An 18619-nucleotide genomic window follows, 5' to 3' on the forward strand; every position below is an offset into this window, starting at 1 on the left:
CACACATTTCCTTTCTAACCTGCAGCACCTGTTTTTATTTAATCCGGGCAATATAGTTATATCGACTCTATTACAACTTCTCATCAAACGTTAAGAACCCCATAGAAGAATAAAAAAGGGCGACATCACTGTCGCCCTTTTTTCCGTCTTGCTCCAGGCCTTACGCCGCACTAAACAACTTGTGCGGATCGATCACAAACTTCTTCGGCACGCCCGCGTCGAACTCGCCGTAACCCCGTGGCGCGTCATCCAGGCTGATGACTTCCACGCCGACGATGTCGGCAATCTTGATGCGGTCCCACATGATCGCCTGCATCAGCTGGCGGTTGTACTTCATCACTGGCGTCTGGCCGGTGTGGAAGCTGTGGGATTTGGCCCAGCCCAGGCCGAAGCGAATGCTCAGGCTGCCCATTTTCGCGGCAGCGTCCACTGCACCCGGATCTTCAGTGACGTACAGGCCAGGAATACCGATTTTGCCAGCGACGCGAACCACGCCCATCAGCGAGTTGAGTACGGTGGCGGGAGCCTCGTGCTTCACGCCGGCATGGCCGTGACCGCGAGCTTCGAAGCCTACGGCATCGACGGCGCAGTCCACTTCTGGTTCGCCCAACAGTGCAGCGATTTGTTCGTGCAGTGGGGTGTCTGTCGACAGGTCGGCGATTTCGAAACCCTGAGCCTTGGCATGGGCCAGGCGGATCGGGTTGACGTCACCGATGATCACCACCGCAGCACCCAACAGGCGAGCGGAAGCGGCAGCTGCCAGGCCAACCGGGCCGGCGCCGGCAATGTACACGGTGCTGCCAGGGCCGACGCCGGCAGTCACTGCGCCGTGGTAACCGGTGGGCAGAATGTCGGAGAGACAGGTCAGGTCACGGATTTTTTCCATGGCCCGGTCGCGATCTGGAAGTTTCAGCAGGTTGAAGTCGGCATACGGCACAAACGCGTATTCGGCTTGGCCACCGGTCCAGTCACCCATGTCGACATAACCATAGGCACCGCCCGGACGCGCCGGGTTAACGCTCAGGCAGACGCCAGTATGTTGCTCTTTGCACGAACGGCAACGGCCACAGGCAACGTTGAAAGGTACCGACACCAAGTCGCCGATCTGCAGGTTCTCGACACCGCTGCCCTTCTCGATCACTTCACCCGTGATCTCGTGGCCCAGCACCAGACCGGTCTGAGCGGTGGTACGCCCGCGCACCATGTGCTGATCGGAACCACAGATGTTGGTGGAAACTACGCGCAGGATGACACCGTGCTCGATCTTCCTGCCGCGCGGGTCCTGCATTTTGGGATAGTCGATTTTCTGTACTTCGACCTTGCCTGCGCCGAGATACACCACACCACGATTACCAGACATGCTTTCACCTCGCTGTTGTTTTTATGTAGCGGTCGCGTCGCCAGGAAGCGGCGGCGCGTTGATTGCTCGATAAATCAAAAGATCGTCCGAACGCGGCCCGAGCCTTCGGCAGCGGCTACAGAGACAGGCGATCTTTTCAGGCAGTAAAAACGCTAGAGAACAACTGTCCTGTTAGCGTTAAGGAACACGCGTCTTTCAATGTGATAACCCACGGCCCGCGCCAACGTCAGCCCTTCAATATCCCGCCCCTTGGCGATCAAGTCTTCGGGATAGTGACTGTGATCAACGGCTTCCACGCCCTGGGCGATGATCGGACCTTCATCCAGATCGTTGTTGATGTAATGCGCCGTGGCGCCGACCAGTTTCACGCCTTTGTTGTAGGCCTGGTGATACGGCTTGGCGCCCTTGAAGCCCGGCAACAGGGAGTGGTGAATGTTGATCGCCTTGCCATCGAGTTTGCGGCACAGCTCTGGCGACAGGACCTGCATGTAGCGGGCAAGGATCACCAGCTCGGCGCCGGCCTCTTCGATCACCTGCCAGACCTGGCGCTCTTGCGATGGTTTGTCGTTGGGGTCCAGCGGAAAGTGGTAGTACGGAATCTGGTGCCAGTCGGCCAACGGCTTGAGGTCCGGGTGGTTGGAGACCACCGCGACCACGTCCATCGACAACTGGCCGATGCGCTGGCGGTAGAGCAAGTCGTTGAGGCAGTGATCGGCCTTGGAGACCATGATCACCACTTTCGGCCGGTAGTTCGGCGGGGTCAGCTCGAAGACCATCCCGAAGGCGGCACCACGCTCCGCCAGGCCTGCGCGGAAGGCTTGTTCGTCGAAAGCGTCGGGTTGCCGAAATTCCACGCGGATGAAGAAACGGCCTGAGAGCCGGTCATCAAAGGAGTGGTGCTCGGTGACGTAGCAGCCCTGCTCGAACAGAAAGCGGGTCACCGCATCCACGGTGCCGAGGACGCTTGGGCAGTCGGCGGTCAGAATCCATGTGTCTGGGGCGCGGCTCATAGTGCGGTGACTCCTGCTGCTACATCTGTGATCAGAGAGAACTCTGTGGCGAGGGAGCTTGCTCCCGCTGGGTTGCGAAGCGACCCTATGTCAGCAACCGCATTCCTGCAGAAGGAACGCGGACTCAGGTTTTACGACTGCTGCGCAGCCGAGCGGGAGCAAGCTCCCTCGCCACAATTACGCCTGGACGCTAAGCCCGTACTCAGCCGACGCATCCTGCAACCACAACCACCAGTAATCCGAGAAGCTGCGGCGAATCAGCAGTTCCCAGGTGTCTTCGGCGGTATGGCGGATCACCAGTTGCGACTTGGCGAACACCGTGCCCACAGCCTTGCCCACCGGGAAGTTGTTGGGGTGCACGTCGTAGCTGGTGGACTTCATCAGCACCTGACGCACGTTCGGGCCGCTGAGTTCGAGGATCTGCTGGCCACCGCTGACGTTGACGATCTGGATGTGCAGGTCGCCCAGCGCTTCACGGAGCTTTTTCTCGGCGGCGAATTCTTCACCGGTCGGCACGACTAGCAGCCATTCATCCGGCCCCATCCATTGCAGGCTGGTTTCGCCTTTGATGATCACGGTCAGCGCACCTGGCAACTCGATGCCAAGAGCCTTGTGCACACCAGCGGCGAACGCGGCGTCGTGGCCATCGCCACGGATGGTCAGGTGACCGAGGAGTTTTTTCTCACGCACGATCACGCCGGCGTTCTTGCGACCCTTGCCCACCAGGCTGGCGAGGTCGGCGTGATGCAGCGACGACTCGGCCTTGGCCCCAGTGGTTGGGCGTTGTTGGTAAACATTGGCTGCGGTCATAAAGCACCTGTCCTGAATTCTTTGTCGCCCCCCGCGCCTGGCGCGGGGGGTGATCGATTACACGTTCTGGCGATCGCCTTTCGGATCGAAGAACACCGAAGAAACGATTTCCGCCTCGATCACGCTGCCGTCGGCCAGCGGTGCGAACACCCGCTCACCCATGCGCTTCAAGCCGCCCTTGACCACGCCCATGGCAAACGAATAGCCCAGGGAGTTGTGCAAGTAACTGGAAGTCACGTGACCCACCATGGTCATCGGAATCGCTTGCTTGGTGTTGAACACCAGTTGCGCACCTTCCGGCAGCCATTTGGTCGGATCGATCGGCTTCAGGCCAACCAGCTGTTTGCGCTGATCACGCACACAGTCTTCGCGGTTCATGCCACGCCAGCCAATCCACGAGAACGGTTTGGTGCGACCGACACACCAGCCCATGTTCAGGTCGTCCGGGGTCATCGAGCTGTCAGTATCCTGACCGACGATGATGAAGCCCTTCTCGGCCCGCAGTACGTGCATGGTTTCGGTGCCGTACGGGGTCAGGTTGTACTTCTTGCCGGCCTCGACGATTTTCTCGAGCACGCCCATGGCGTAGTCGGCCTGCACGTTGACTTCGTACGACAGCTCACCGGTAAACGAAATCCGGAATATCCGTGCCGGCACGCCACCGACCAGGGCTTCTTTCCAGGTCATGAACGGGAAGGCTTCGTTGCTCAGGTCGGCGTCGGTGACTTCGCTGAGCAGCTTGCGGCTGTTTGGCCCGGACAGGGTCATGGTTGCCCAGTGATCCGTCACGGAAGTGAAGTACACCTTCAGGTCTGGCCATTCGGTCTGGTGGTAGATTTCCAACCATTGCAGCACGCGCGCAGCGCCGCCGGTGGTGGTGGTCATCACGAAATGGTTGTCGGCCAGGCATGCAGTCACGCCGTCGTCGAACACCATGCCGTCTTCTTTACACATCAGGCCGTAGCGCGCCTTGCCCACGTCGAGCTTGGTCCAGGCGTTGGTGTAGATACGGTTGAGGAACTCGCGGGAGTCCGGGCCCTGGATGTCGATCTTGCCCAGGGTCGAAGCGTCCAGCAGGCCGACGCTGTCGCGCACGGCTTTGCATTCGCGTTTTACGGCGGCATGCAGGTCTTCACCGTTTTTCGGGAAGTACCAAGGACGTTTCCACTGACCGACGTCTTCGAACTCGGCGCCATTCTTCACGTGCCAGTGATGCAGCGCGGTGAAGCGAACCGGCTCGAAGATGTGCCCACAGTGACGACCGGCCACGGCGCCGAAAGTCACCGGCGTGTAGTTCGGGCGGAACATGGTGGTGCCCATCTGCGGGATGGTCACGTTCAGCGAACGGGCGGCGATGGCCAGGCCGTTGACGTTGCCGAGCTTGCCCTGATCAGTGCCGAAGCCCAGTGCGGTGTAGCGCTTGACGTGCTCGACCGACTCGAAGCCTTCGCGGGTCGCCAGTTCGATGGCGGCTGCGGTGACGTCGTTCTGCAGGTCGACGAATTGCTTCGGCGCACGGGCGGTGGCTTTCTCGTGAGGTACCTGGAACAGTGCCAGAGTCGGCTCTTCCAGTCGGCTCAGGGCTTTGGGCAGTACGCCCTCGACCTTGCCGAAACCGGCTTCGCTGGCAGCGCGAGCACCGCCTTCAAAACCATCGGCCAACGAATCGCCGAGGCTGTAGACGCCGTTGATGCCACCGACGCACACGCGTTTCTGCGGTGCCTCGCCCGGTACGAAACCGAGGATGTCTTCACGCCAGATCGGCTTGCCACCCAGGTGCGAAGCCAGGTGAACCACTGGGCTGTAGCCGCCGGAACTGGCGACCAGGTCGCAATCGAGCCATTCGCCCGGGCTGGTCACGGTGTGTGCTTTTACATCAATCGCTGCAACGCGAGCGGCGGTCACGTGCTTGCTGCCACGGGCCTCGATCACGGCGCTGCCGGTCAGGATGCGAATGCCTTTGGCGCGCGCTTCTTCCACCAGCGCACCGCGAGGGTTGCTGCGGGCGTCGGCGATGGCCACCACTTGCAGGCTGGCGTCGAGCCAGTCCAGGGCAACGCGGTAGGCGTGGTCGTTGTTAGTCGACAGCACCAGTTTCTTGCCCGGTGCCACACCATAGCGACGTACATAAGTCGACACAGCGCCGGCGAGCATGTTGCCCGGCACGTCGTTGTTGCCGTAAACCAGTGGACGCTCGTGAGCGCCGGTCGCCAGCACCACGCGCTTGGCGCGAACCCGGTGGATGCGCTGACGCACCTGGCCGATCGGAGCGCGGTCGCCGAGGTGATCGGTGAGGCGCTCGTGAATGGTCAGGAAGTTATGGTCGTGGTAACCGTTGACCGTGGCGCGCGGCAACAGCAGCACGTCAGGGGTGTTTTTCAGCTCGGCGATGACACTGGCAACCCACTCGGTAGCTGGTTTGCCATCGAGGCTTTCGCGGGAGTCGAGCAGGCTACCGCCAAACTCTTCCTGCTCATCGGCCAGGATCACACGGGCGCCGCTGCGGGCAGCCGCCAGTGCAGCCGCCAGACCCGCAGGGCCAGCGCCGACGATCAGCACGTCGCAGTGCTGGTTCATGTAGTCGTAGGTGTCCGGATCGTTCTCGGTCGGCGAACGGCCAAGACCGGCTGCCTTACGAATGTACTTCTCGTAAGTCATCCAGAACGATTGCGGGTACATGAAGGTTTTGTAGTAGAAGCCCGGTGGCATCAGCTTGCCGCCGACCTTGCCGAGAATCCCCATCATGTCGTTGTTCACGCTTGGCCAGCCGTTGGTGCTGGTGGCGACCAGGCCTTGATACAGCGCTTGTTGCGTGGCGCGTACGTTCGGAATCTGCGTGGCTTCGGTCGCACCGATCTGCAGCACGGCGTTCGGCTCTTCGGCACCGGCGGCGAAGATGCCGCGTGGGCGCGAATACTTGAAGCTGCGGCCGACGATATCGACACCGTTGGCCAGCAAGGCTGCGGCCAGCGAGTCGCCTTCAAAGCCTTTGTAGACCTGGCCGTTGAAGGTGAAACTCAGCACTTTGTTGCGGTCGATGCGTCCGCCGTTGGACAGGCGATTGATCTGGCTCATACCTTCTCTCCCAGAGCCGTGGCGGCCGCTTTCGGGCTGTCGGTCTTGTCGGTGAACTGCGGCTTGGTGCCGATCTTGTAGGTTTCGAGAATCTCGTAGGTCACGGTGTCACGGGTCACGTTGAAGTACTGACGGCAACCGGCGACGTGATCCCACAGTTCGTGGTGCAGACCGCGAGGGTTATCGCGGAAGAACATGTAGTCGCCCCACTCCTCGTCGGTGCAGCTGTTCGGATCCAGTGGACGCGGGATGTGCGCCTGGCCGGATGCATGGAATTCCTCTTCGGAGCGCAGTTCGCCACAGTGAGGACAGAAGATATGCAACATAGGGATTTCTCCTGTTAGTGGGCGACTGCTGCAGCGCCGTGTTCGTCGATCAACGCACCGCTGTGGAAGCGGTCGATGGAGAAAGGTGCAGCCAATGGGTGCATTTCACCCTTGGCCAGGCTTGCGGCAAACACGTTGCCCGAGCCAGGTGTAGCCTTGAAGCCACCAGTGCCCCAACCGCAGTTGAAGAACATGTTCGGTACCGGAGTCTTCGAGATGATCGGGCACGCATCCGGCGTGGTGTCGACGATGCCGCCCCACTGACGGTTCATGCGTACGCGCGACAGCACCGGGAACATCTCGACGATGGCCTGGATGGTGTGCTCGATCACCGGGTACGAACCACGCTGGCCGTAGCCGTTGTAGCCGTCGATACCGGCGCCGATCACCAGGTCGCCCTTGTCGGACTGGCTGATGTAACCGTGTACGGCGTTGGACATGATCACGCTGTCGATAATCGGCTTGATCGGCTCGGACACCAGCGCTTGCAGCGGGTGCGATTCGATCGGCAGGCGGAAACCGGCAAGTTTGGCCATGTGCCCGGAGTTACCGGCAGTCACCACGCCGACGCGCTTGGCGCCGATGAAGCCCTTGTTGGTTTCAACACCGATGCACACACCGTTTTCCTTACGGAAACCGATCACTTCGGTCTGTTGGATCAGGTCCACGCCCAAGGCGTCGGCGGCACGGGCAAAGCCCCACGCCACGGCATCGTGACGGGCCACGCCGCCGCGACGCTGGACGGTAGCGCCCATCACCGGGTAGCGGGTGTTCTTGGAGCAGTCGAGGTACGGGATCTCGTCTGCCACTTGCTTGGCATCAAGCAGTTCGCCGTCCACGCCGTTGAGGCGGTTGGCGCTGACCCGACGCTCGGAATCACGAATGTCCTGCAGGGTGTGGCACAGGTTGTAGACGCCACGCTGGGAGAACATCACGTTGTAGTTCAGATCCTGGGACAGGCCTTCCCACAATTTCATCGCGTGTTCGTACAGGTGTGCCGACTCGTCCCACAGGTAGTTGGAACGCACGATGGTGGTGTTGCGCGCGGTGTTACCGCCGCCCAGCCAGCCCTTCTCGACCACGGCCACGTTGGTGATGCCGTGTTCCTTGGCCAGGTAGTAGGCGGTCGCCAGACCATGCCCGCCACCGCCGACGATGACCACGTCGTAGACCTTTTTCGGGGTCGGCGTACGCCACATGCGCTGCCAGTTTTCATGGTGGCTGAGGGAGTGTTTGAAGAGGCCGAAGCCCGAATAGCGTTGCATAGTCATTTACTCCAAAACCGCGCTCAGCGATAAACCGGGAAGTCCGCGCACAGGGCTGCCACATGCTGCGCGACATTGGCCTCGACATCGGCGTCGCCGAGGTTGTCGAGGATGTCGCAGATCCAGCCGGCCAGTTCAACACACTGGGTAACCTTGAAGCCGCGAGTGGTCACCGCCGGGGTGCCGATACGCAGGCCGGAGGTCACGAACGGCGACTGTGGATCGTTCGGGACAGCGTTCTTGTTCACGGTGATGTGGGCGCGACCGAGTGCTGCGTCCGCCTCTTTACCGGTGAGGCCCTGACGGATCAGGCTGACCAGGAACAGGTGGTTATCGGTACCGCCGGACACTACATCGTAGCCGCGTTTGATAAATACGCCGGCCATTGCCTTGGCGTTGTCGATCACTTGTTGCTGGTAGGCCTTGAAGCCAGGCTCCAGTGCTTCCTTGAAGCACACTGCTTTACCGGCGATGACGTGCATCAGCGGGCCGCCCTGGGCACCAGGGAATACCGCGGCGTTGAGCTTCTTCTCGATTTCTTCGTTAGCCTTGGCCAGGATCAGGCCACCACGTGGACCGCGCAGGGTCTTGTGGGTGGTGGTGGTCACCACGTCAGCGTATGGCAGCGGGTTCGGGTACAGGCCAGCGGCGACCAGACCGGCAACGTGAGCCATGTCGACGAACAGCAGGGCACCGACCTTGTCAGCGATCTGGCGGAAACGCGGGAAATCGAGGGTCTTGGAGTAGGCCGAGAAACCGGCGACGATCATCTTCGGCTTGCATTCGACGGCCAGACGCTCGACTTCGTCGTAGTCGATCAGGCCGGTTTTGGTGTCGATGCCGTACTGCACGGCGTTGTACAGCTTGCCCGACGACGACACTTTGGCACCGTGGGTCAGGTGACCGCCGTGGGCCAGGCTCATGCCCAGAATGGTGTCGCCGGCTTGCAGCAGGGCCAGGTAAACGGCGCTGTTGGCCGAAGAACCGGAGTGCGGCTGCACGTTGGCGTAATCGGCACCGAACAATTGCTTGGCGCGTTCGATGGCCAGGGCTTCAACTTTGTCGACGTGCTCGCAACCACCGTAGTAGCGCTTGCCCGGATAGCCTTCGGCGTATTTGTTGGTCAGGCCACTGCCTTGCGCTTCCATCACGCGCTTGCTGGTGTAGTTCTCTGACGCGATCAGCTCGATGTGATCTTCCTGGCGTTGCTCCTCGGCATTCATCGCCGCCAGCAGTGCATCGTCGTAACCCTGAATCTGGTCTTGCTTGCTGAACATCGCGTCTCTCCCAGCGGCGGCGGTGCGCCTTTCGTCTCGGTGAGGCACTGGCATTTCGGCAGTGCCCTTTGATAGCGATGGTATGACCGGCGCAGACAGGTCAAATGCCTATGGACGCCACGCAAAGGTGCGTTTACGACATGGGCCGAAATGGGTGAACGGGCGAACACCCCTGTGGCGAGGGAGCTTGCTCCCGCTCGACTGCGAAGCAGTCGTGAAACCGACAAATTCGATCTAACTGACGAACCACATGCGCCGGGTTTGGGTCTGCTGCGCAGCCCAACGGGGGCAAGCCCCCTCGCCACAGGGGACGGGCGTCAGGCGATGAGTTGGCGCAAGGCCAAAAGTACGAGGAAATGCCCGGGATAAAGGGCGTAGGCCCAGCGGCGCATCGGTGGTGGCTGGATGCCTTGGGCATGTCGCAATAGCAGCAGGCCCGAGAATGGCGCAATCAGACAAACGACAATACCCAAAATCGCCGCACCGCTGCCGAACCAGGCAGCGGAGTACAGCACTTGCCATTGATTGGCCGCCAGGCACACCAGCCCCGGCAACAGGCCGAAATACCAGGGCCGCTGGATCACCAGCAACATCGCCAGTGGCAACAGCACGCCGAAAAAGCCGAACATCAATCGCTGCGAGAACAGTGCCGCCAGCACCAAGGCAACGACCGCCAACAGACGCGACTGAACTGGCCCGTGCTGCCAGCCACGGACCACCAGCAACCCCATGACCAGCGTAGGCAATACATTCAAGGTGTCGTGATCAGGAATGTACATCCGATACGGAATTTCGCTCAGGGCACTAAACAGCAACAACCAACCGAGGTAGCGCCACTGGCCGTCGGTCGTCACTGTACGGACACGCGCCAGGTTCGCCGCCATCGCCAGACAGAACCACGGGAACGCCAGTCTGCCCGGCACATACAGCAGATCGAGGGAATAACCGACATATCGCAGGTGATCGAGCACCATGCTCAACAGCGCCAGCCACTTGAGCAGATCCAGTGCACCGTCCCTCTGCGTCATGTGCATAATTGCCCGAGGCGTTTGTATTTTTCTGACAGACTCATCCCGTGTGCTCCCCGGACGATCTTCGGTAAAGTGCACATCATCATTGACCAACGAAGCGCCACAAGCGCCTCGATCACGGAAGCCGGCCATGACCGACAAGAGCCAACAATTCGCCAGCGACAACTATTCCGGTATTTGCCCTGAAGCCTGGGCTGCCATGGAACAGGCCAACCACGGACACCAGCGCGCTTATGGCGACGATGAGTGGACCGCACGCGCCGCGGATCAATTCCGCAAACTGTTCGAAACCGACTGCGAAGTGTTCTTCGCCTTCAACGGCACCGCGGCCAACTCGTTGGCCCTGTCGTCGCTGTGCCAGAGTTACCACAGCGTGATCTGCTCGGAAACCGCCCACGTCGAAACCGACGAATGCGGCGCTCCGGAGTTTTTCTCCAACGGTTCCAAGCTGCTCATCGCCCGCACCGAAAACGGCAAGCTGACCCCGGAATCGATCCGCGAAATTGCCCTCAAGCGCCAGGATATCCACTACCCGAAACCGCGCGTCGTGACCCTGACCCAGGCCACTGAAGTCGGCAGCGTGTACACCCCGGAAGAAATCCGCGCCATCAGCGTCACCTGTAAAGAACTGGGCTTGAACCTGCACATGGACGGTGCCCGTTTCTCCAACGCCTGCGCTTATCTGGGTTGCTCGCCAGCCGACCTGACCTGGAAGGCCGGCGTCGACGTGCTGTGCTTTGGCGGTACGAAAAACGGCATGGCGGTGGGCGAAGCGATTCTGTTCTTCAACCACAAACTGGCCGAAGATTTCGACTACCGCTGCAAACAGGCCGGGCAACTGGCGTCGAAGATGCGCTTCCTCTCGGCCCCCTGGGTCGGGATTCTTGAAAACGACGCCTGGCTCAAATACGCCCGCCACGCCAACCACTGCGCGCAGTTGCTGGCCGAACTGGTGAGCGACATTCCTGGCGTCGAGCTGATGTTCCCGGTGCAGGCCAACGGTGTGTTCCTGCAACTCTCCGAGCCGGCCATCGCCGCACTGACCGCCAAGGGCTGGCGCTTCTACACCTTCATCGGCAACGGCGGCGCACGGTTCATGTGCTCGTGGGACACCGAAGAAGAACGCGTGCGGGAACTGGCAGCGGATATTCGGCACGTGATGACAGCCTGACACCCTCCCCCTCGCCACAGGCTCTGTGTTCTACCTCAGCTATTTGGTTGAAATGCGACTTTGTGGCGAGGGAGCTTGCTCCCGCTCGGCTGCGCAGCAGTCGTAAAACCAGCCAACGCGGTCCACCTGACAGACCGCATGCTCAGGCTTTGGGGCTGCTTCGCAACCCAACGGGAGCAAGCTCCCTCGCCACAGGTTCTGCGCTCGACCTCAGCTATTTGATTGGCAAGAGATCTTATGGCGAGGGGGCTTGCCCCCCCTTGCCACAGTCCCGCACGAGTTGGTCTACATTGACTGCGAGCCGTTTCGATCCGCTCGGATCACGCCAATCGGGAGCGTCCGCATGTCACTACAAGGCAAAACCCTGTTCATCACCGGCGCCAGTCGCGGGATTGGTCGTGAGATTGCGCTGCGGGCCGCGCGCGACGGGGCCAACATCGTGATTGCCGCGAAAAGCGCCGCCCCTCACCCCAAACTGCCTGGCACCATCTTCAGCGTGGCAGCGGAAGTCGAAGCCGCGGGTGGCAAGGCGCTGGCCCTGGAGGTGGATGTGCGCGATGAAACCATCGTGCGCCAGGCCCTGGCTGACGCCAATGAGCATTTCGGCGGCATCGACGCGCTGGTCAACAATGCAGGAGCGATCAAGCTGACCGGCGTGCAGCACATCGAACTCAAGCGCTTCGACCTGATGCACCAGATCAACACCCGCGCCGTGCTGCTGTGCAGCCAGGCCGCCCTGCCCTATCTGAAAAAATCCAGCGGCCACATCCTCAACCTGTCACCGCCGTTGAACCTGGCCACCAAATGGTTCGCCCAATACAGCCCCTACACCGTCACCAAGTACGGCATGAGCATGCTCACCCTGGGCATGAGCGAGGAATTCGCCGCCTACGGTATCAGCGTCAACTCTCTATGGCCGCAGACCATGATCGCCACGGCCGCGATCGAGTTTCAGCTCGGATCGCGCGAATCTTTCAAACATGCCCGCACACCCGCGATCATGGCGGATGCCGCCCACGTCATTCTCGACAGCAGCGGTCGCAGCATTACCGGTCGGTTGCTGATCGATGAGGAGATTTTGCGCGAGCAAGGGGTGACGGATTTTGAAGGGTATCGGTATGCGCCTGATTCCACCGACAAACTGATGCCAGACCTGTTTATCGACTGACTGAAGCGCGCCCTCTACAGGCGCTGCCGAAGGCTGCTCCTGTAGAGGTTATTCAGCGATCATCCGACCGATCAATACTCGATCCGCACGTCACCCTTCGGCACGCTGCAGCAAGACAGGATGAACCCTTCGGCTTCGTCTTCCTCGGTAATCCCGCCGTTGTGTTCCATTGCCACTTCGCCGGCAAGCTTCATTACCTTGCAGGTACCACAGATACCCATGCCGCAGGCCTTGGGGATCATCAGGCCCAGCTTGGCGGCAGCGGCGTGGACGGTTTCGCCCGGAGCCACGCGGATGCTCTTGCCGGAGGCGGTGAATTCCACCTGGTGCAGGTCGGCGGCGTCGATTGCAGGGGCGTCGGCCGCTTGTTCAGCGTGTTCCTCTGCATCGGCGATAGCCTCTGGCGGTGTGGCGCCGAAGGACTCTTCGTGGTAGCGCTTCATATTGAAGCCGGCGTTTTCCAGCAAACGCTTGACCGCATTCATGTAGGGCGTCGGACCGCAGCAGAACACTTCCCGCTCAAGGAAGTCCGGGACCATCAGTTCGAGCATCTTGTGGTTGAGATAACCGCGGTATCCGGCCCACGGCTCACCGAAACCGTGTTTCTCGCAGATCAGGTGCAGGCTGAAGTTTTCGATCCGCGCCGCCATGTGCTCCAGCTCGCGGTGATAAATGATGTCTTTCGGCGAGCGGGCGCTGTGGATGAAGGCCATATCGACATTGCCGTTGGTATCGAAGAACCAGCGCGCCATGGACATCACCGGGGTGATGCCCACGCCGCCGCTGAGGTACAGCACTTTCGGGTTCGGAAAGTCGATGGCGTTGAACAGCCCGACCGGGCCGTGCACCGCCAGTTCGTAGCCTTCATGCAGGGTGTCATGCAACCAGTTCGAGACCTTGCCGCCCGGTACGCGCTTGATCGTCACCGAGAAGCTGTACGGCACCGACGGCGAGCTGGAAATGGTGTACGAACGCATGATCTGCTGGCCTTCGATTTCCAGCTCCAGGGTGACGAATTGCCCCGGTTTGAAGAAGAACATGATCGGCTGGTCGGCCATAAAGCAGAAGGTGCGCACATCCCAGGTTTCCTGGATGACTTTGACGCAACGGACAATGTGTCGACCATTGGCCCAGGTCTGGGTGGTTACCGGGTTCAGGAAGTTGTTGGACATGCTGATCTCCACGGCCGACTACCGGCCTTTATGTTGGCGATTCTGCGTATAGCGCAGCCCCGCCATTTACCTATCTGCGACATTGACATACTTATCGCGACCAGCCCCCAATTACCGGGGGTTGGGCGTCGGGAACAGATTGGGCCATGTCGCCCATGGATAAGGTTCCGGGGAGCGCCGGCCCCACACTCGCCCCATACCAAGACACAACCTTTACACCTTGCGTAGCAAACCTGATCAGCCACTTTCGCGGCCACGCAGATGGCCTTGAGGAAACACATGATGGACGTCACCACTACCCTGAGCCTCGGCGATCCACTGGAACCCGCACGCAAGGCCACCGCGCAGATGCTGCATGAGCGCGAGCGCACTTTCTCGCTGCCGCAGCCTTTTTACTCTGACGAGCGGCTGTTTGATATCGACATGCAGGAAATCTTCCAGAAAGAGTGGTTGATTGCCGGCATGACCTGCGAGATCCCGACCAAGGGCAACTACCTGACCCTGCAAGTCGGCAAGAACCCGATCATCGTGATTCGTGGCGCCGATGGCGTGGTCCATGCGTTCCACAACGTCTGCCGCCACCGTGGTTCACGCCTGTGCACCAGTGAAAAAGGCAAGGTCGCCAAACTGGTCTGCCACTACCACCAGTGGACGTACGAGCTGGACGGTCGCCTGCTGTTCGCCGGCACCGAAATGGGCGCCGACTTCGACATGAAGCAATACGGCCTCAAACCGGTGAACGTGAAGACCGCCGGCGGTTACATCTTCATCAGCCTGGCAGAAAACCCGCCGGCCATCGATGACTTCCTGTCGACGCTCAGCCATTACATGGAACCGTACGACATGGAGAACACCAAGGTGGCGGTGCAAACCACCTTGATGGAAAAGGCCAACTGGAAACTGGTGCTGGAAAACAACCGCGAGTGCTACCACTGCGGCGGTTCACACCCGGAATTGCTGAAAACCCTGCTGGAATGGGACGACGTCACCGATCCGCGTGCCGACCAGGCCTTCAAGGACCACGTAGCCGCTTCCGCCGCTGCCTGGGAAGCCGAGAAGATCCCTTACGCCCACGCCAGTTTCGGCCTGCGTAACCGTATCGTGCGCATGCCGCTGCTCAAGGGCACCGTATCGATGACCATGGACGGCAAACAAGGCTGCGCCAAACTGATGGGCCGCATCAAGAACCCGGACCTGGGCTCGATGCGCATCCTGCACCTGCCGCACTCGTGGAACCACTGCATGGGCGACCACATCATCGTGTTCACCGTGTGGCCGATCAGCGCCCAGGAAACCATGGTCACCACCAAGTGGATCGTCCACAAGGACGCGGTCGAAGGCGTGGACTACGACGTGGAGCGCATGCGCCAGGTCTGGGATGCGACCAACGACCAGGACCGTCGCCTGGCCGAAGAGAACCAGCGCGGGATCAACTCCACCGCGTACCAGCCAGGGCCTTACTCCAAGACCTATGAGTTCGGCGTGGTGAACTTCGTGGACTGGTACAGCGAGCGGATGCTGAACAACCTGGGGGCCGAGCCTGCGCCTTACCTCAAAGGTGTTCCGGTTCAGGGTTAATCGAAATCTGATCGTTCCCACGCCAGGCGTGGGAACGATCCTTCCTCGCTAAATTGAAGACCACCGCACCGAACCATCCTCGCCAATAAACGTCTCTTCGATGTTCTCCCCCACCAGCCGCACCTTCACATAACCGTTCAACACCCGATCCGGGTACGCCTCATCCCGCGCATTTTGCGTTTCCGACCACAGCACCCCCGGATGCCCGTTCAGCTCGCTGGCATTGCCATAGGGAATCGCCCCGTGCCCGGCGCAACGTGCATGCAAGCCACCTTGAGTGGCATAGCAGATGCCGTTATGCAAATGCCCCCAATACCAGTAATCCGGCTCGCGCCCCAAGGCATCGCAGACCGGCTTGTACAGCGCGGTCTTGTCACGCCCGGTAATGTCAAAGCCCTGGTGATGACTGAGCACCATGATCTTCTTGCGTTTGGGCAGGTCTTTCATCCAGTCGATCTGCTGCTTGTTCAGCGCGCCGTCCATATACAGGTTGATTGGACTGGAGGCATAAGCCGAGTCGATCCCGACCACCAGCCAGTCATCGTTGTACAACGCAAAATAACTGGTGCCCTGCTGCGCCGGGAAACGTTTGGCCAGTTCCTTGAAGTAGCCATGGGCGCCGCTGTACATCTCGTGGTTGGAGTTGAGAGTGAATGAGCCCTGCTTGCCCATCGGCCAACCGACCATGTCGACGTCTTCCTGGGAGCGGGTGCCGGCGTAATACACATCCCCCAGATGAATGGTGAAGTCGGCCTGGGCCAGTTGCATCTGATCGGCCACCGCCACCGCCGGGGCATGACTGTCGAACGGCCCGGTGCCCCAGTCGCCGGCAATGGCCAGGGTCACGTCACTGTCCATGCGCATCAACGCCGGGTTGGTGGCGAACGGTGCGTGATGCCGCAGGTTCTCGATCCACTTGAGCAACGCTTCGCTCCACAACAGATCCAGCAGCTCCCATTTGCGACAACCGAGCAGGCTGCCATCCTTGAGCACTTGGGTCTGCAGCTCATCTACCGATTGCGGCAAGGGGCTGGCGTTGCCGATGTGCAGGATCGACAAACCGTGGGACAACTCCCACGGCACACTCGGTTGATCGTCCGGCAAGTCACCGTGCTTGAGCACGTATTGCGCCTGATCGTGCCCCCGCTGCAGCAGCGCGACGATGGCTTGGTACTCCTCCGGTTCAAGCTCGCTGACGAGCTTCTTCCAGGCCATTTCCAGCCGTGTGAACAGCCCGTGCAGGCGCACCTTCACCTTGTCGTATTCATGTTCCCAATGTCTGACCAATGACATGTCGCTTTCCTCCATCCGTAGTGGAATCACAGGGTTTTCATGAACTCGATGAGCGCCCGCTTATCGAGTTCCGACAACTGCGTGCCGTACAGGTGGCCACCGTTGTGGTTGCCCTCCAGGCGCGTGTCGTATTTGAAGTCCGCCGAGGCTTTCACCTGCTCGCCACTGGTGATGAAGCCGACCTTGTCCTTGTCGTAAATGTCGGAACCGGTGAAGAACACCTGCGGCCGCAGTTCCGGCGGCTGCAGCAAATCCCACAGGGTCGGCACCGAGCCGTTGTGCAAGTACGGCGCGCGCAACCAGATACCGTCAGTGGGCGTATTGCTGTAGCTCTGGGTCTTGCGGTAGGCACCAAAGTCGAACGGCGGTTTCTTGAAGCCGTGGAAGGCTGTCACTAAACCGGTGGTGAACGAGTTCAGTCGATGGGGATCGGTGCCCAGCTCATCAATCGTGGTGGTGACTTGACCGGTGTCGGTGCGGCCGAAGTCATGGCAACCGGCGCAATTCTTTTCCCAGACCGGCTTGCCCCGGGCGACCTTGGCCTGATCCAGTGCGAACGGCCAGGCCGGTGCCTTGTGGCCCAGCAGCCAATTGGTCACCCGGTTGAAACTGTCCGGCAGCACCGACTCCGGCGTCGCGCCCACGGCCATGGCCGCCGCGTAGTTGCGCTCATGGATATCGTTGTTGTTGCCGTCCCAGTGCAGGTACAGCGACTCCCGGGGTTTCTGGTTCCAGACTTGCGGCAAGTCGACGGTGCCGATGGTCGAGTCATCCGGAAAGCCGAACACCACCATTTTCGTCGGGTTGAAGGTGTCGGTACGCCCCGGCCCTTGCGGTGCACGCAGTTGCTGCCAGGCGTAGGCCTGTTTCTGCTTGATCAGCGCGCTGGTGGCCATCGGGATGATCAGATAACGGTTGTACAGACGCTCGAAGAACCCAAGCTGAAACTTGCTGTTGATCGCAGTCATCACCGCATCAGGCGTGAATTTCGGATCGCTCGCGCAATCGTAGGCGAACCACTGGAAGGCCTGCAGTTGCAGGGTATTGGCCGGCGCGGAGGCCACCGGGGTAGCAACGTCGCTGGCATTGGCGCGGTAGGAGCCGGTGTGGCACAGGGCGCAGTTGGGCTCCACGGTCGGGTAGCCGATCTGCCGCTTGGCCATGCCGATCGGCAGGTCCTTGCCGTTCTCGTAGAGGAAACCGAACACTTCGTAACCCCCGGGCTTCGGCAGTTTCTCCGGGCACATCTGCGGCAACACGGCGAACAGGTAATAGGGAATCCGTGCTTCGATGCCCAGGCCGATGGCGGCGTATTTGTAGTGGTCTTCGTCAGAAGCGTATTGCTCGGCCGGCACCACCCGCAGCATCTGGTACCAGGTTTCGTAACCGATAAACCCCAGCGCCAGCACTACGACCAGCGTGGCGACCTTGAAGCTGTGCCGCCGCCAGCGTCGCGCCCACGCTGCGCACCACTCACGCCAGCCATCGCGAAGCAGGGCGAACGGCCGATTGGCCGGCGCGCTGCCCAGGTACAGCAGAATCCCGAGGATCAGGAACATGCCCAGATCGCCCAGCAGCATCGGCACGAACACCTGGGCCTGGTTGCTGGTGTTGATCAGGTAAATCCAGAACGCCACGGCGACCAACCGCGACAATACGCACAGCCACGAATGCACCACGTATTTGGGGGCATTGAAGCCTGACGGCATGTAAAAAAGGCTGATCCCCACCAGCAACATGCCGGCGTTCTCCAGCCAAGGATCGGAGAGCTGCGGAGGCATCCCGAGCATCGAAGTCAGCAACGCCGGCGCGAACAGCGCCGGAATCGCGAAGACCATGTTCATTGCGATGCCTATCCAGATGAAGCGTTGAAACCAGCGGATGTAACTGTCCATGGCATCCATTTCCTTGTAGTCGCCAATCCCAAGTCAGCACACGGCTTTTGTGGCGAGGGAGCTTGCTCCCGTTCGGCTGCAAAGCAGTCGTAAAACCAGAAAACGCGGTGTATCTGATCGATCGCATCCTCAGGTTTTGGGGCTGCTGCGCAACCCAGCGGGAGCAAGCTCCCTCGCCACAAAAAGCC

Annotated in this window: 14 protein-coding genes; 3 read left to right on the forward strand and 11 right to left on the reverse strand. The window is 60.5% G+C overall.

Annotated features, from left to right (window positions below):
* Positions 1-160 precede the first annotated feature (160 nt).
* The 8 genes from fdhA to F475_RS00535 form a co-directional block, all read right to left on the reverse strand.
* Positions 161-1360: a formaldehyde dehydrogenase, glutathione-independent gene (gene fdhA / locus F475_RS00490; protein ID WP_008008145.1), complete on the reverse strand. Its 1200-nt coding sequence runs from the start codon at positions 1358-1360 to the stop codon at positions 161-163.
* A gap of 152 nt (positions 1361-1512) precedes the next feature.
* A complete protein-coding gene (gene purU / locus F475_RS00495; protein WP_018928799.1) occupies positions 1513-2370 on the reverse strand; it encodes a formyltetrahydrofolate deformylase in 858 nt (285 codons plus the stop codon).
* A 177-nt stretch (positions 2371-2547) separates the two neighbouring features.
* Positions 2548-3180, reverse strand: coding sequence for a sarcosine oxidase subunit gamma (locus tag F475_RS00505; RefSeq protein ID WP_111452940.1), 633 nt, complete (start codon positions 3178-3180; stop codon positions 2548-2550).
* Between the two features lie 57 nt (positions 3181-3237).
* Positions 3238-6255 carry a sarcosine oxidase subunit alpha gene (locus tag F475_RS00510; RefSeq protein ID WP_064620830.1) on the reverse strand — a complete coding sequence of 1006 codons (3018 nt, stop codon included), beginning with the start codon at positions 6253-6255 and terminating at the stop codon, positions 3238-3240.
* Entirely contained in the window at positions 6252-6581 is a 330-nt protein-coding gene (locus F475_RS00515; RefSeq protein WP_007907563.1) for a sarcosine oxidase subunit delta, read from the reverse strand. The genes F475_RS00510 and F475_RS00515 overlap by 4 nt, the downstream gene beginning before the upstream one ends.
* Before the next feature lie 14 nt (positions 6582-6595).
* Positions 6596-7846, reverse strand: coding sequence for a sarcosine oxidase subunit beta (locus tag F475_RS00520; protein ID WP_007936415.1), 1251 nt, complete (start codon positions 7844-7846; stop codon positions 6596-6598).
* A gap of 23 nt (positions 7847-7869) precedes the next feature.
* Entirely contained in the window at positions 7870-9123 is a 1254-nt protein-coding gene (gene glyA / locus F475_RS00525; protein ID WP_018928796.1) for a serine hydroxymethyltransferase, read from the reverse strand.
* Positions 9124-9440: 317 nt separating this feature from the next.
* Positions 9441-10157 (reverse strand): TraX family protein, encoded by a 717-nt coding sequence (locus F475_RS00535; protein WP_111452941.1) that lies wholly within the window; start codon positions 10155-10157, stop codon positions 9441-9443.
* Between the two features lie 127 nt (positions 10158-10284).
* On the opposite strand from F475_RS00535, the gene F475_RS00540 reads away from it, so the two are divergent.
* Both F475_RS00540 and F475_RS00545 read left to right on the forward strand, forming a co-directional pair.
* On the forward strand, positions 10285-11325 hold the full coding sequence (locus F475_RS00540) for a low specificity L-threonine aldolase (RefSeq protein ID WP_018928794.1): 1041 nt from the start codon (positions 10285-10287) through the stop codon (positions 11323-11325).
* Positions 11326-11668: 343 nt separating this feature from the next.
* Positions 11669-12493, forward strand: a complete 825-nt coding sequence (locus F475_RS00545) for an NAD(P)-dependent oxidoreductase (protein WP_111452942.1) — start codon at positions 11669-11671, stop codon at positions 12491-12493.
* A 71-nt stretch (positions 12494-12564) separates the two neighbouring features.
* On the opposite strand, the gene gbcB is transcribed toward F475_RS00545, so the two are convergent.
* A complete protein-coding gene (gene gbcB, locus F475_RS00550; protein WP_018928792.1) occupies positions 12565-13665 on the reverse strand; it encodes a glycine-betaine demethylase subunit GbcB in 1101 nt (366 codons plus the stop codon).
* 282 nt (positions 13666-13947) lie between these two features.
* Here gbcB and gbcA point away from each other — a divergent pair, with 282 nt between their 5' ends.
* Complete coding sequence (gbcA, locus tag F475_RS00560) at positions 13948-15243, forward strand: glycine-betaine demethylase subunit GbcA (RefSeq protein WP_064621364.1); 1296 nt, start codon at positions 13948-13950, stop codon at positions 15241-15243.
* Positions 15244-15291: 48 nt separating this feature from the next.
* On the opposite strand, the gene F475_RS00565 is transcribed toward gbcA, so the two are convergent.
* Positions 15292-16536 carry a metallophosphoesterase gene (locus F475_RS00565; RefSeq protein WP_018928790.1) on the reverse strand — a complete coding sequence of 415 codons (1245 nt, stop codon included), beginning with the start codon at positions 16534-16536 and terminating at the stop codon, positions 15292-15294.
* A 26-nt stretch (positions 16537-16562) separates the two neighbouring features.
* Positions 16563-18431, reverse strand: coding sequence for a hypothetical protein (locus F475_RS00570; RefSeq protein ID WP_111452943.1), 1869 nt, complete (start codon positions 18429-18431; stop codon positions 16563-16565).
* Between the last annotated feature and the right edge of the window lie 188 nt (positions 18432-18619).

Origin of the sequence: Pseudomonas sp. URMO17WK12:I6 (assembly GCF_003253625.1) — a bacterium.
In the GTDB taxonomy this organism is placed as follows: Bacteria; Pseudomonadota; Gammaproteobacteria; order Pseudomonadales; family Pseudomonadaceae; genus Aquipseudomonas.